Genomic DNA, 14608 nt, shown 5'->3' with positions numbered 1-14608 from the left:
TGCCGTGTGCCGACATCTCCCATTTTGGTTTTTTCAGGTCTCCACGCCCTCGAACTGGCTGTTATAGAGCTTGGCATAGAAGCCGCCCTGCGCCAGCAGGGTGTCGTGGTCGCCCTGCTCCACGATGTGGCCATCCTTCATCACAAGGATGACATCGGCCTCACGGATGGTGGACAGGCGGTGGGCCACGATAAAGCTGGTGCGGCCCTGCATCATCCGGGCAAAGGCAGCCTGGATGCGCACCTCGGTGCGGGTATCGATGGAGGAGGTCGCCTCGTCCAAAATCAGCATGGGGGGCAGGCAGAGCATCACGCGGGCGATGCAGAGCAGCTGCTTCTGGCCCTGACTGATGTTGCCGCCGTCCTCAGCAATGACGGTATCATAACCCTTGGGCAGGCGGCGGATGAAGCTGTCGGCGTGGGCCGCTTTGGCGGCGGCAACGATCTCTTCCTCCGTGGCATCGGGCTTGCCGTAGGCAATGTTCTCCCGCACAGTACCGGCACGCAGCCAGGTCTCCTGCAGCACCATGCCGTAGCTGCCGCGCAGGGAGGCGCGGGTCAGGCTGCGGATATCGTTTCCGGCCACCTCAATGGAGCCGCCGTTGACATCGTAGAACCGCATGAGCAGGTTGATGAGGGTGGTCTTGCCGCAGCCGGTGGGGCCGACGATGGCGATGCGCTGGCCGGGCTTCACATCCAGATTCAGGCCCTCGATGAGGGGGCGGTCCGGCAGGTAGCGGAAGGAAACGTCCTTCAGCTCCACATGGCCGTCGGTCTCCAGCACCTTGGCGTTCTCCGCCTCAGGCACCTGGTCCTCGGCATCCAGCAGCTCGAACACACGGGCCGCGCAGGCCAGTGCGTTCTGCAGCTCGGTGACCACGCCGGAGATCTCGTTGAAGGGCTTGGTGTACTGGTTGGCATAGTTCAGGAAGATGCTCAGCTGGCCGATGGTGATGCCGCCCGCCACAGCGTAAACGGCGCCCACCAGACCGACACCTGCATAAACGATGTTGTTCACAAAGCGGGTGGCGGGGTTGGTCATGCTGGAGAAAAAGATGGCCTTCAGGCTCACGCTCTGCAGGCGGCCATTCACCTCGTCAAAGGCGGCAAGGCTCTCGGCCTCATGGCCAAAGGCCTGCACGACCTTCTGGCCCTCGATCATCTCGTTGACCAGGGCGGTCTGCTCACCGCGCACGGTGCTCTGGCCCTGGAAATACTTGTAGCTGCGCTTGGCAAGGAAGCTTGCCACCACCAGGCTCAGCGGGGTGATGCAGACCACCACCAGCGTGATGGGCACATTCTCACTGAGCATAAACAGCAGGGTGCCAAGGATGGTCAGCACACCGCTGAACAGCTGGGTAAAGCCCATGAGCAGGCCGTCCGCAAATGTGTCCACATCGGCGACCATGCGGCTGACGATATCGCCGGAGGGGTGGCTGTCCAGATAAGAGAGCGGCAGGGTCTGGATCTTACGGAGCGCGGCGTTGCGCAGATCCCGGCTGACCGAGAAGGTGATGCGGTTGTTGCAGACACTCAGCAGCCACTGGGCAAATGCAGCCACTACGGCCACGATCACGATCTCCACCACGATGCGCAGAACACCGTTGAAGTCCACATTCCCCTTGCCCAGCATCATATCAATGGCGCTGCCGCAGAGGATGGGGATATACAGCTGGGCAGCCACGCTCACAGCGGCCACGATCAGACTGCACACCACAAAAAAGCCGTAGGGGCGGATCTTTTCCAGCACCCGCCGAAGCGTTGCGTTGCGCTGTTCCGGGGTCAGCTTACTCTTTGCTTTTGCACTCATTTCTGCGCATCCCCTTTTTTGAACTGGCTGGCGTAGATCTCCTCGTAAACGGGGCAGGTCTTCAGCAGATCGGCGTGCCTGCCCAGACCCACCATCCTGCCATCATCCAGCACGATGATCTGGTCGGCGTGCTGCAGGCTGGCGGCACGCTGGCTCACGATGAACACGGTCAGGTCACCGGGCAGAGCGGCCAGCGCCTTGCGCAGGGCCGCATCGGTGGCGTAATCCAGCGCGCTGGCGCTGTCGTCCAGGATCAGGATCTCGGGCTTGCCCACCAGCGCACGGGCAATGGTCAGGCGCTGCTTCTGGCCGCCGGACAGGTTCCGTCCGCCCTGCTCCACAGGCTCGTCCAGCCCAAGGGGCTTTGCCCTGACAAAATCCGCAGCCTGCGCAGTCTCCAGTGCGGCCCACAGATCAGCGTCCGCCGCGTTCTTGTTGCCCCACAGCAGGTTGGAGCGGATGGTGCCGCCAAACAGCTGGGCTTTCTGCATCACGACCGCCACACTGCCGCGCAGAGCCGCGCGGGGGTACTCCTGCGCCGGACGGCCCAGGATCTCCACGGTGCCCTCCGTGGCATCATAGAAGCGGGGGATCAGGTTGATGAGGCTGGATTTGCCGCTGCCCGTGCCGCCGATGACACCAATGGTCTGGCCGCGCTTTGCGGTAAAACTGATATCGGTCAGGCTGGGGGCACCGGCACCGGCGTAGGTCAAGCTGACATGGTCGAACCGCACAGCATCCCCGGCCTTATCCGCAGGTGCCTCGCCCTTAAGGGCCGCGGGGAACTCCATGCCGGGCTCGGTGTCCAGCACAGCCTGCACACGGCCGGCACAGGCCAGCGCCTTGCTCACCTGCACGATGAGGTTTGCCAGTTTGACCAGCTCCACCAGGATCTGGTTCATGTAGTTCACCAGCGCGATCACATCACCGGAGGCCATGCCGCCCACATTGATCTCGATGCTGCCCACATAGAGCAGAGCCACGATGGCCAGATTGATGATGACGTAGGTCAGCGGGCTCATCAGGGAGGAGATGTGGCCCACATGGAGCTGCATCCGGGTCAGCAGGTCGTTGGCCGACTCAAAGCGGTCGATCTCGCTCTGCTCCTTATCAAAGGCGCGGACCACGCGCACACCGGTCAGGTTCTCGCGGGTCAGGCCCAGCACACGGTCCAGCCGGGCCTGGGCCGTTTTGTACAGCGGGTTGGTGATGACCATGACCCCGAACACCACCACGCTCAGCAGCGGGATGGCGACCACAAAGATCCAGGCGGCCCGCACATTCACGGTGAACGCCATGACCATGGCACCAACCACCACGAACGGGCTGCGCAGGAACAGGCGCAGGAAGAGGTTCAGACCGCTCTGCACCTGATTGATGTCACTGGTCATGCGGGTGATGAGGGTGCTGGTGCCCATGGTATCCATCTCGGTAAAGCCAAGCCTCTGGATGTGCTCAAACAGGGCATGGCGCAGGGAGGTGGAATAGCCCACCGCCGCCTTGGCCGAGAAATACTGGGCCGTCAGGCTGCAGGCAAGGCCCACAACGGCCAGCAGCAGCAGGATGCCGCACCGCACAAGGATATAGTGGAAATCATGTGCTGTAATGCCCACGTTGACGATGTCTGCCATGACCAGCGGCACAAACAGGTCGAACGTGGCTTCCAGCATCTTGAACAGCGGTGCAAGCACAGCCTCGCGCTTGTAGCCGTTCAGGTGGGTAAGCATTTTATTCAAGGGGTGATTCTCCTTTCCCAGTGATAGCGGGTGTAAACTTCACAGTTCTTTATTATAGTACAGGAAATGCAAAAAAGCCAGTTCAAATCACGCCATTGCGCACCGTGCCCTGCCAGAACAAGAAAAGGGACTGCCGCACAGGGGGAGATCCCAGTGCAGCAGTCCCTTTTCATAGGAGGGTATGATTCGGAGAACAATGAGCGGCATCGGGCTTCCGGGCCTTTTTATAGCGGTACATTTCCTGATCGGCCCGATTCTTCACAGCCAGCACATCCTCCCCCAAAAAGGGAGCTGAACCAAAGGACACCGTGGGCAGAAAGTCCACGGCTTTTCGCCGCTGTTCCAGCTGGCGTACAAACTCCTGCGCGCACTGGGCCTCCCGGTCTGCGTTTTCCATCAGCACACAAAACTCGTCGCCGCCGGTGCGGTAGCAGTAGCCGCTGCGGGCATAGACTTTTTTGATGCAGCGGCCGATCTCGGCCAGGCAGATATCTCCCTGCAGGTGGCCGTAGCGGTCGTTGATCTGCTTGAAGTCGTCCACATCGAACACCACCAGCACCCCGCCGCGGCGGCGCATCTCAGCAGTGCGGTTCAGATAGCTGTTCTGATTCAGCAGCCCGGTAAGGGCATCCAATTGGTTCCACATCTCGCTGCAGTAGATAAAGTACAGCACCGACAACAGGGTAACGCACAGCCATGTAACGTGAAGCTCCGGCAGTGTCACCTGAATGATGGTCTCAATGAGCAGAAAGAACATCAGAGGGTAGATCAGCGCCCGGCTGCGGTTCTGGAATTCCCGCGCCGTGACGAAGGTGGACACCGAAAGATACACGATGGCCGCAAAGTACATGATGATATAAATATAGAAGTACTGCCCGCGGGAATAAACGTTGTCGGCGCTGACGGAGAACACCAGCCCGGCGGGGATGGACAGAGCAAGGAACAGCAGGTAGCACGCCTCGCAGCACACCGCCGCCCTGAACCAGCGGTTCATCCTCTTTTTCCGGTCCATGACATACACAAGGCAGAGACACACTCCCGGGGACAGGCCGAACCCCAGATAGTTGGACAGGATGTTCAGCCAGCGGTAGCCCGCCGGGGTGCCATCCACCACCAGTGTCACCACCTCCAGCACCGAGATCACCGCGATCAGCGCAAAGGCAAAGAAAAATCCCTGCTTCTGCTTTTTGTTCAGGGACTCGCTGAGCTTTGTGAGGATGCACATGAAGCTCAGCACAAAAAGGTCAATGGCCGTTAATACATAAAAATATCCATTCATTGTGGCTTGTTTCACCCTTTGGACTTCTGTGATCTGGTCAGCGCGCCGACCACCTCACAATGGGCGGTCTGGGGGAAGAGATCAACAGGGGTAAAGCCCTCGGCGCGGTAGCCTTTGGCGGTCAGGAGGGCAAGATCACGGGCCATAGTCTCGGGATTGCAGCTGACATAGACCACCCGTTTGGGGGCCATGCGGGCCACGCTCTCGATGAACTGGGGGGTGGAGCCTTCGCGGGGCGGGTCCATGAAAATGACATCTGCTCTCTGCCCGGCGGCCGCTGCTTCTGTGATCCACTGGGTGGCATCGGCGGCAAAGAAGCGGGCGTTTTTCACGTCGTTGTGCCTTGCGTTGCCGATGGCATCCCGGACAGCGTCCCGGTTCAGCTCCACGCCCACCACCTGCTTTGCCCTGCCGCTGGCGGTCAGGCCGATGGTGCCAATGCCGCAGTAGGCATCCAGCACCACCTCTTTGCCGGTCAGGCGGGCGGCTTCCACGGCCAGACCATACAGCACCTCGGTCTGGTCATGGTTGATCTGGTAGAAACTCCGGGGGCTCAGGGCATAGGTCTTGCCGCAGAGGGTATCCAGAATGAAGCCCTTGCCGTAGAGCACCTTTTCTTCTTCGCCCAGCACCACGCTGGTGCGGCGGGGGTTGTAGTTCTGCACCACGGTGGTCACGGGGACATGGCGCTTCTCGGCTTCGGCCAGCAGAGCGCGGACAAAGTTTTTTGCCCCGGGCAGAACCGGCTGGGCTGTCACCACTACCACCATCACCTGCCCGGACACCACACCGCGCCGCAGCAGGCAGTGGCGGAGCAGGCCGGTGCCCTTGTCCTCATTGTAAGGCTGGTAGCGGCAGGTGCTGGCCGCCGCCCGCACCGCCTGCATCACGGTGTCCAGCACTTCGTCCTGCAGCAGGCAGCTTTCCACGGGCAGCACTTTATGCGTGCCTGCCGCATAGATGCCGGACACCAGTTTCCCGCCGGGGCCCGCTGCAAAGGTAGAGATCACCTTATTGCGGTAATGGCAGGGGTTTTCCGCGCCCCGGATGGGAGCCACCGGGCCGTATTTCCCCACCAGCTTACGGACAGCGGCTTCTTTTTGTTTGAGCTGCTCGGCATAATCCAGCCCCAGCATCGGACAGCCGCCGCATTTTTTTGCTTTCAATCTGCACTCCATCGTATATCCTTCCGCCTCTTGACAAAACAAGAAAAAATCACTATACTACAAATAGAAAAGGCACTGCGACAAGCGGTTAGCCCTTTTAGGTTTGAGGTTTAACTAGAAAACCGTCACCGGCCAGGGTGGCGGTTTTCGCTTTTCACCTTGATGGTAAATACCAGTCCAAAAATATGGAACGTCAAAGTAATAGGCATCGCTCTCACCTCCTTCCGGAAGTGTGGGCTAACCGCCTGCCGTTATGTGCAGTACCTTTTCGCATTTAATTTTAACACATCTTTCGACCGAATGCAACGAAAAAGCTCCCATAATGGGAGCTTTTTCGTTTTCCGTCACCCATAGGGATCGTACAGGTCATATTCTTCTGCCTCCTGATGCTGCTCCTCCAGCACCCGGATGGCCTGTTCCAGCTGGCTCTGGGAAGCGCCGCTCTCGCTGGCAAGGGCGCGGACCGCTTCGGGCAGGCTGCCGCCGAACAGGGTGTCCATCCGCTGGCGCATGGCCGCAACGCAATAGGCCCGGCGGGTGACCGCGGGCAGATAGGTGTTCTGGCTCCCCGCCTTGCCGCCCTTGACCCAGCCCTTTTCCTCCAGACGGTACAAAAAGTTGAGCACCGTGGCCGGGGCCCAGCCGGTGGCGGTCAGCTTTTCGCTGATATCCCGCCGGGTGGCCGGGGCGGGGCAGTCCCAGAGCGCCAGCAGCACCTGCTCCTCGGCGGCAGAGAGTGGTTTCAGTCTGTCTGAAAGTCCGTACACCGGTTTCACCTCCGATTTTTTGCTTTTACATTTGTCTTATTTCAGCACGATTATACCACACCCGGCACAAACAGACAAGCAGTAAAAGTAAGGAGCCATGCGGTAAAATCAGCATATTTTTACATTTGTCTTAAAAAGTGTTCTTTATTCAAGGACAGTTGTGTGTTTTGTGCGTTCAAGGCAGGCAGAGCAGTCCCATCTTTGTGCAAAGATGCTCTTGTTTTTGCACCCCCGGAACCGGTATACTACGGACAAATCAAGCACACATCTGCCGCAGATGAGAGCGGCGGTACGGATAGGAAAGGGAGAGTTCCATATGGCACGAGTATACAACTTCAGCGCAGGCCCCAGCATGTTACCGGAAAAGGTGCTCCGTCAGGCACAGGCAGAGCTGCTGGAATACGGCGATTCCGGCCAGAGCGTGATGGAGATGAGCCACCGCAGCAAGTGGTTCGATGCCATCATCACTGAAACCGAAGCCACCCTGCGCCGGGTGATGAACATCCCTGACAACTACAAGGTCGGTTTCTTCCAGGGCGGTGCCACCCAGCAGTTTGCCATGGTGCCCCTGAACTTTATGACCACTGGCAAGGCTGATTATCTGGTCACCGGCAATTTTTCGAATCTGGCTGCCAAGGAGGCCGCCAAGTTCGGCGAGGTGAAGATCGTTGCTTCCAGCAAGGACAAGAACTTCACCTACATCCCCGATGTCAACGCCATCGACTACGACAAGGACGCAAGCTACATCCACATCTGCCAGAACAACACCATCTTCGGCACCCAGTACGTTGAGGTACCTCAGGTGGAGGGTGTGCCGCTGGTGGCGGACATGAGCTCGATGATCCTCTCCAAACCTGTGGACGTGAACAAGTACGGCTGCATCTACTTTGGCGTGCAGAAGAACGTAGCCCCCGCCGGCATGGCCATTGCCATTGTCCGGGACGACCTGCTGGGCCACGTTGCCGACACCGTGCCCACCATGATGAACTACACCACCCTGCTGGCCAAGGACAGCATGTACAACACGCCCCCCTGCTGGTGCATCTACATGACCGGTCTGGTGCTCAAGTATCTGGAAAACGACATCGGCGGTCTGGAGAACATGCAGAAGATCAACGAAGCCAAGGCCAGGATCCTGTACGATTATCTGGACGGTCAGGAGTTCTTCCACAACCCTGTGGAGCACCGCTACCGCAGCACGATGAATGTCACCTTTACCAGCCCCGACCCTGACATGGACAAGAAGTTCTGCGCCGAAGCCGCCGAAACCGGTTTTGTCAACCTGAAGGGCCACCGTCTGGTGGGCGGTATGCGCGCTTCCATTTATAATGCAATGCCCACCGAAGGCGTAGAGAAGCTGGTGGACTTCATGGAGAAATTCCGCAAGGCAAATGCCTGATTTGTGTATAGGAGATAGGAAAGTATGTTTACGATCAAGACCCTGAACGCCATCAGCCCGGTGGGCCTGGCAAAGCTGAACAAGAACCTGTTTGATGTTTCGGTGGGCACCGATGCCCCCGATGGCATTCTGGTGCGCAGCGCCGACCTGCTGAACACCACCTTCAACGACAACCTTCTGGCCATTGCCCGTGCCGGTGCCGGTGTGAATAACATCCCGCTGGATCGCTGCTCGGAGCAGGGCATCGTGGTGTTCAATACCCCCGGTGCCAACGCCAACGCCGTGGCTGAGCTGGTCATTGGGATGCTGATCGCAGGCAGCCGCAATGTGGCCGCCGCCGCCCAGTGGTGCCAGGGCCTGACCGGCGACCCCGCCATGGCCAAGACCGTGGAAAAGGGCAAGAAAAAGTTTGTGGGCAACGAGATCAAGGGCAAGACGCTGGGTGTCATCGGTCTGGGTGCCATCGGTTCCCGGGTGGCCAACTGCGCCATTGAGCTGGGCATGGAGGTCTACGGCTACGATCCCTACATCTCCATTGATGCCGCCTGGAACCTTTCCAGCCAGGTACACCACTGCGTGAACCTGAACGACATGCTCCCTCTGTGCGACTACATCACCATCCATGTTCCCTACCTGCCCACCACCAAGGATACCATCAACACCCAGACCCTGGCCCTGTGCAAGGACGGCGTGAAGATCCTGAACTACGCCCGCGGTGAGCTGGTGAACACCGCAGCCCTGCTGGAGGCCATGGAGACGGGCAAGGTCTCCGGCTACATGACCGACTTCCCCACTGAGGCCATTCTGGGCAAGCCCGGCATCGTCTGCACCCCGCATCTGGGTGCTTCCACGCCGGAAGCCGAGGACAACTGTGCCGCAATGGCCGTGCAGGAGATCAGCGATTACCTCAAGAACGGCAACATCACCCACTCGGTGAACATGCCCGAGGTGCATCAGCCCCGTGCAGGCGGCAAGCGCATCTGCATCATCCACAAGAATGAGCCCGGCATGATCAGCCAGATCACCGCCCTGACCACCGAAGCGGGCCTGAACATTGAAAACATGGTGAACAAAAGCAAAAAGAACATGGCTTACACCATGCTGGACGCGACCGGTGCCGTGGACGGCAGGCTGGCTGAGAAGCTGGCCGCCATCCCTGCCGTCATCCGGGTGCGCATCCTGTAACACTGCCAACCCTTAGCTTTCCCCTCGCCCATCTGTTCATGGGCGGGGGGATTTTTTTGGTACAGCGTACTGTCGGGCCAGCGGGGTATTCCCCCGCAAGTGATACGGGGCATTCCATCCCCCGCCCAACTGCCTGCGGCAGTCGGGTCCCACCCTCCGGACACTTGCTTGGGGAACACCCCGCCGTCCCTCCGGGCAGGTCTGCTGATATAAAAATCCCCCCTGCCGTTATACAGCAGAGGGGAGAAAGAAGATCAGAGTGTTTACAGCTTCTTGCCAGTCAGGAGCTCATAAGCTTCCTCGTACTTGGCAATGGTCTTGTCGATGACATCCTGAGGCAGATCGTAGTTGCTGTCGGGATTGGCCTTGAGCCAGTTGCGGACGAACTGCTTATCGAAAGAGGGCTGACCGTGGCCGGCCTCATAGCCCTCCAGCGGCCAGAAGCGGCTGGAATCGGGGGTGAGCATCTCATCGCCCAGCACCACGTTGCCGTTCTCATCCAGACCAAACTCGAACTTGGTATCGGCAATGATGATGCCGCGGCTCAGGGCATACGCGGCGCACTTCTTGTACAGGGCAATGGTGTAGTCCCGCAGCTTGGTGGCGTAGTCCTCGCCGTGGCCGGGGAACTGCTTTTCCAGCACCTCGATGCTCTTTTCGTAGCTGATGTTCTCATCGTGGTCGCCGATCTCAGCCTTGGTGGAAGGAGTGTAGATGGGCTCGGGCAGCTGCTGGGATTCCTGCAGGCCCTCGGGCAGGCGGATGCCGCAGACGGTGCCGTTCTGCTGGTAGCTGGCCCAGCCGCTGCCGGTGATGTAGCCGCGCACGATGCACTCGATGGGCAGCATGGTCAGCTTGCGGCACTTCATGCTCCGGCCCTCAAAGGCAGGCGTGCGGAAGAACTCGGGCATATCGGCGGTATCCACGCTCAGCATGTGGTTGGGCAGAACATCCTTGGTGTAGTCGAACCAGAATCTGCTCATCTGGGTCAGCACCTTGCCCTTGTTGGTCACTTTATTTTTCAGGATCACATCAAATGCAGAGATACGATCGGTGGCAACCATAATGAGGCTGTCACCATTGTCATAGATCTCGCGGACTTTGCCTTCCTTGATGGGCTTGAATTCAGTCATAGCAAACACTCCATTTTTCCTGATAGCTCTTTCATCAACGTCCTCGCCCGCTCCGGCATTGCAAAGCAATGGAGGGCAGGGTGAGCCGTTTTCCGTTTACCTATTCAGTCTATCACACTTACTGTCCGTTTGGAAGAAACAGATTCCAAGGAAAATCGCTCGCAATTTTCGATTTCTTCGTGAAAAGTGTCAAAAATCAGCAACATTTTTCGTCGAATTGACGGCTAAAGTCGTACTTTCCCGGTTGACAGCGGCTCAGAACATGGTATCATTGAAGTATCAGAATTCAACTGCATCAGGAGGTAAGACCTATGGGCAAATTCCCGAAAGACTTTTTGTGGGGCGGTGCCACTGCCGCCAACCAGTGCGAGGGCGCTTACAACGAGGGCGGGCGCGGCCTGTCCAGTGTGGACGTGGTGCCCTTTGGCCCCGACCGCTTCCCCGTGGCGCTGGGCCAGCTGAAGATGCTGGACTGCGATGCCGAGCACTTCTACCCCTCCCACGAAGCCATTGACATGTACCACCACTTCAAGGAGGACATCAAGCTCTTTGCCGAGATGGGCTTCCGCTGCTACCGCCTGTCCATTGCCTGGACCCGCATCCTGCCCAACGGCGATGATGCACAGCCCAACGAAGAGGGCCTGCGCTTCTATGAGGAGCTCTTTGATGAGTGCCACAAGTACGGCATTGAGCCGCTGGTGACCCTGTGCCACTTTGATACCCCCATTGCCCTGATCAAAAAGTACGGCGGCTGGAAAGACCGCCGGATGGTGGATGCCTACGCTCACTACTGTGAGGTGCTGTTCCAGCGCTTCCGGGGCAAGGTCAAGTACTGGCTGACCTTCAACGAGATCAACATGCTGCTCCACATGCCCTTTATGGGAGCCGGTCTGCTCTTTGCGCCCGGCGAGAACGTGCAGCAGGTCAAGTATCAGGCCGCTCACCACGAACTGGTGGCCAGCGCAAAGGCCGTCAAGCTGGCCCATGCCATCATGCCCGATGCCATGGTGGGCTGTATGCTGGCCGCCGGTCAGTTCTATCCCCGCACCTGCGCCCCTGCCGATGTGCAGGCCGCTGCCGAGGCTGACCGCGACAACTACTTCTTCATTGATGTCCAGTCCCGCGGCGAATACCCTGTCTGGGCCAAAAAGCGGATGGAACGTGCAGGCATTGCCCTGCAGATGGAGCCGGGCGACGAGCAGCTGCTGAAAGAGGGCACTGTGGACTTCATCTCCTTCAGCTACTATTCCAGCCGCTGCGCCACTGTGGACCCCGAACTGATGAACAAGGCCAGCGGCAATGCCATCATGGATGCCGTCAAGAACCCCTACCTCAAGGCCAGCGATTGGGGCTGGGCCATCGACCCGGTGGGCCTGCGCATCACCATGAACAGCCTGTATGACCGCTACCAGAAACCGCTCTTCATCGTGGAGAACGGTCTGGGTGCGGTGGACAAGGTGGAAGCAGATGGTTCCATCCACGACACCTACCGCATCGACTACCTGCGGGCCCACATTGAGCAGATGGAAAAGGCCATCAACGAGGACGGCCTGCCCCTGCTGGGCTACACCACCTGGGGCCCCATCGACCTGGTCAGTGCTTCCACCGGCGAGATGAAGAAGCGGTACGGCTTCATCTATGTGGACAAGGACAACGAGGGCAAGGGCACGCTGGCCCGCAGCCGGAAGGATAGTTTCTACTGGTATAAAAAGGTCATTGCCTCCGACGGCGAAGATCTGGCCTGAGCCAACTGTGAGGAAAGGAATCATAGCACAAGATGACGACACCCCAAATCATTGCGCACCGCGGTGCATCCTATCTGGCCCCTGAGAACACGCTGGTCGCCTTCCGCAAGGCGATGGAGATCGGCGCAGACGGCGTGGAAATGGATGTACAGAAGACCTACGACAACGAGCTGGTCATCCACCACGACTACATGGTGGACATGCACACCGACATCTCCGGCCAGATCTACGACCTGACCATGGGCGAGCTGAAGGCTCTGGATTTCGGCAGCTGGAAAGATGCCATCTACGCCAACGAGAGGATCGCCACGCTGCAGGAAGCGCTGGAGCTCTGCGCCGGCATGGAGGGCACGCAAGTGCAGCTGGAACTGAAAAGCCCACTGGAGGACGACCCCGACTTTGTGCCCCGGGTGCTGGATGCAGTCCGCGCCGCCGGGCTCACCGATCGGCTCACCCTCATCTCCTTCCACCACTCCCAGTTACGGCAGGCAAAGCAGCTGATGCCCGAGCTGAAGGTAGGCGCGCTGACCTACGGCGCTTTCCTCAGCATGGTGCTGCCTCCGCCGGTGGTGTGGAAGGATCTGGGCCTTGTGAACAGCATGGATGAGCCCTTCAGCGAGGAAAACTGCATCGACCTGCGGAACAATCTCATCTACCGCACTGTGGCCGACAAGGTCGATATGCTCCGCGCCAACTTCCCCGGCGAGACCGTGGAGCAGGTCATCGGCCATCTGGAGGAGCAGGCAGATGTGGCTACCTACATCAAAACGCTGGATTTCCCCGTGGATATCGTCAGCTGCGAGTACCACACCGCCTACTTCAACCCCGAGCTTGTGAACCAGCTCCACGCCATGGGCATCCAGGCCGCGTTCTGGACCGTGGACACCCAGGACGCAGTCCGTTCCCTGCTGCCCCTTGGCCCTGACTGCATCGTCACCAACCGGCCTGACCGCGTGCGGGAATGGGTGAATGCGGAAATGAGGAAATAAAAAGATCACAAAACGTCCCCGTGCAGGATATCAAAACTGCACGGGGACGTTTTCTATGTCAGCACTGCATTATCTGATGTCTGGCATCGTTATGACGGTGCTCTCCTTGCGAGCACGCTCTGCGCAGAAGACCCCCAGATGTCCATTGATCGAATCTTTGATCGTTGTGCAGGAGATGGAAGGCTCCTCCCCCTGAAGCACATGAACAAAGTCCTCCACCAGCCGCAGGTCGCCGCCGCCATGAGAGCCTGTCATGCCGCTCTTATCTCCACCGATCTTCAGGTCTACCACTTCCTCGTTCCAGCCCTTCTCACTGGCGGTATCTATGGTGCGCACAGTGAAAACCGAATCGTCAAACACACCCTTGATCTCACCCTTTGTACCAATGATGTGGATATTGCGCTCCGGTTTCGCTGTGCCGCCGATCATGTTCAGGGTCGCAGTTGCGCCATCCGCAAAATTCATCAGCACCGATTGATGATCCACCACCGTATGTTCACAATCCCACACACAGCGTCCATGGATATTGTCTGTCATCAGCGACTTACGCTTGTCCTCCAGCGTCGGATTCTCAATATTCTCCAGGCAGTCCCATACATAAAACGCCCACCGATCCGGGTGATCCAGATAATGCTTTTTAGCAGAGTACAGACAAGTCTCCTCGCACTGGCAATCCACCAGGCAGCGCTTGCCTGCCCCTGCGGGCTTTTTGGCAGGATCAAACTGGAAGTCACTTCCAAAGCTTGCGATCTGTTTGGGCGAAACGCCGCTCTTCAGCCACATAATGAGATCCATGTCATGGCAGCACTTTGCCAGCAGCATCGGAGCCCCGCATTTTTCCTCGTTGCCCCATTTGCCGCGCACAAAGGAGACAGCCAGGTGATGGTAGCTGACATGTTCTGTGGCCTGAATATTGATAATGTCACCGATCTCCCCGCTCAGCAGTCTCTGCTTGATTGCGACATAGAAGGGCGCATACCGCAGAACGTGGCAGATCATCACCTTCCGCCCGGTCTCTTTTACAACCTTATATAAATAGTTTACTTCCTCCTCACTGATCGCGAAGGGTTTTTCCAGCAGCATATCATATCCTGCGCGCAGGAGCGGAACCGCAGTGGGCACATGCTGGCGGTCCATGGTTCCATTGATCACCGCGTCTGCCAGCTTGGGTCTTGCTGCCAGCTCCTCAGCACTCCTGAAGCACATCTCCTCCCCGAAGCCATGCATCTCCGCAACCTTCTTCCGCCGGATCGGATCCGGATCTGCTACGCCCACGATCTTCAGCTCGTCCGGGTGTTCCAGCGCATACAGGCTGTACAGGATCGCCCGATGGCCCGCGCCCACGATGATGGCTGTGATTTGCTTACTCATAGTTTCTCTCTTCCTTTCTTTTGAATGGA

At 58.6% G+C, this 14608-nt stretch carries 11 protein-coding genes; 4 read left to right on the top strand and 7 right to left on the bottom strand.

Annotation, left to right across the window (positions count from 1 at the left end; genetic code table 11):
- Positions 1–33 precede the first annotated feature (33 nt).
- The 5 genes from MTP42_RS02580 to MTP42_RS02560 all read right to left on the bottom strand — a co-directional run bounded on the left by MTP42_RS02580 (position 34) and on the right by MTP42_RS02560 (position 6757).
- On the bottom strand, positions 34–1809 hold the full coding sequence (locus MTP42_RS02580; RefSeq protein WP_156065334.1) for an ABC transporter ATP-binding protein: 1776 nt from the start codon (positions 1807–1809) through the stop codon (positions 34–36).
- Positions 1806–3545, bottom strand: coding sequence for an ABC transporter ATP-binding protein (locus tag MTP42_RS02575; protein WP_317851076.1), 1740 nt, complete (start codon positions 3543–3545; stop codon positions 1806–1808). The genes MTP42_RS02580 and MTP42_RS02575 overlap by 4 nt, the downstream gene beginning before the upstream one ends.
- A 169-nt stretch (positions 3546–3714) precedes the next feature.
- The gene (locus tag MTP42_RS02570; protein WP_249257903.1) at positions 3715–4824 is read right to left on the bottom strand and encodes a GGDEF domain-containing protein; all 1110 of its coding nucleotides are present in this window, start codon (positions 4822–4824) and stop codon (positions 3715–3717) included.
- Positions 4825–4835: 11 nt separating this feature from the next.
- Positions 4836–6002: a 23S rRNA (uracil(1939)-C(5))-methyltransferase RlmD gene (gene rlmD, locus MTP42_RS02565; RefSeq protein WP_249257902.1), complete on the bottom strand. Its 1167-nt coding sequence runs from the start codon at positions 6000–6002 to the stop codon at positions 4836–4838.
- Between the two features lie 332 nt (positions 6003–6334).
- A complete protein-coding gene (locus tag MTP42_RS02560) occupies positions 6335–6757 on the bottom strand; it encodes a BlaI/MecI/CopY family transcriptional regulator (protein WP_249257901.1) in 423 nt (140 codons plus the stop codon).
- 316 nt (positions 6758–7073) lie between these two features.
- Here MTP42_RS02560 and serC point away from each other — a divergent pair, with 316 nt between their 5' ends.
- Together serC and MTP42_RS02550 are read left to right on the top strand one after the other, a co-directional pair.
- On the top strand, positions 7074–8156 hold the full coding sequence (serC, locus tag MTP42_RS02555) for a 3-phosphoserine/phosphohydroxythreonine transaminase (protein WP_249257900.1): 1083 nt from the start codon (positions 7074–7076) through the stop codon (positions 8154–8156).
- Between the two features lie 24 nt (positions 8157–8180).
- The gene (locus tag MTP42_RS02550; RefSeq protein ID WP_249257899.1) at positions 8181–9341 is read left to right on the top strand and encodes a phosphoglycerate dehydrogenase; all 1161 of its coding nucleotides are present in this window, start codon (positions 8181–8183) and stop codon (positions 9339–9341) included.
- A 263-nt stretch (positions 9342–9604) separates the two neighbouring features.
- On the opposite strand, the gene MTP42_RS02545 is transcribed toward MTP42_RS02550, so the two are convergent.
- Positions 9605–10474 carry a phosphoribosylaminoimidazolesuccinocarboxamide synthase gene (locus MTP42_RS02545; RefSeq protein WP_097770041.1) on the bottom strand — a complete coding sequence of 290 codons (870 nt, stop codon included), beginning with the start codon at positions 10472–10474 and terminating at the stop codon, positions 9605–9607.
- A gap of 311 nt (positions 10475–10785) precedes the next feature.
- Here MTP42_RS02545 and MTP42_RS02540 point away from each other — a divergent pair, with 311 nt between their 5' ends.
- Entirely contained in the window at positions 10786–12219 is a 1434-nt protein-coding gene (locus MTP42_RS02540) for a 6-phospho-beta-glucosidase (RefSeq protein WP_249257898.1), read from the top strand.
- Positions 12220–12251: 32 nt separating this feature from the next.
- The gene (locus tag MTP42_RS02535) at positions 12252–13208 is read left to right on the top strand and encodes a glycerophosphodiester phosphodiesterase (RefSeq protein ID WP_249257897.1); all 957 of its coding nucleotides are present in this window, start codon (positions 12252–12254) and stop codon (positions 13206–13208) included.
- Between the two features lie 69 nt (positions 13209–13277).
- On the opposite strand, the gene MTP42_RS02530 is transcribed toward MTP42_RS02535, so the two are convergent.
- Entirely contained in the window at positions 13278–14579 is a 1302-nt protein-coding gene (locus MTP42_RS02530) for a Gfo/Idh/MocA family protein (protein WP_249257896.1), read from the bottom strand.
- Between the last annotated feature and the right edge of the window lie 29 nt (positions 14580–14608).

Origin of the sequence: Faecalibacterium sp. I2-3-92 (genome assembly GCF_023347315.1) — a bacterium.
Lineage (GTDB): Bacteria > Bacillota > Clostridia > Oscillospirales > Ruminococcaceae > Faecalibacterium > Faecalibacterium duncaniae.
This window is presented reverse-complemented; position numbering and strand designations above follow the sequence as displayed.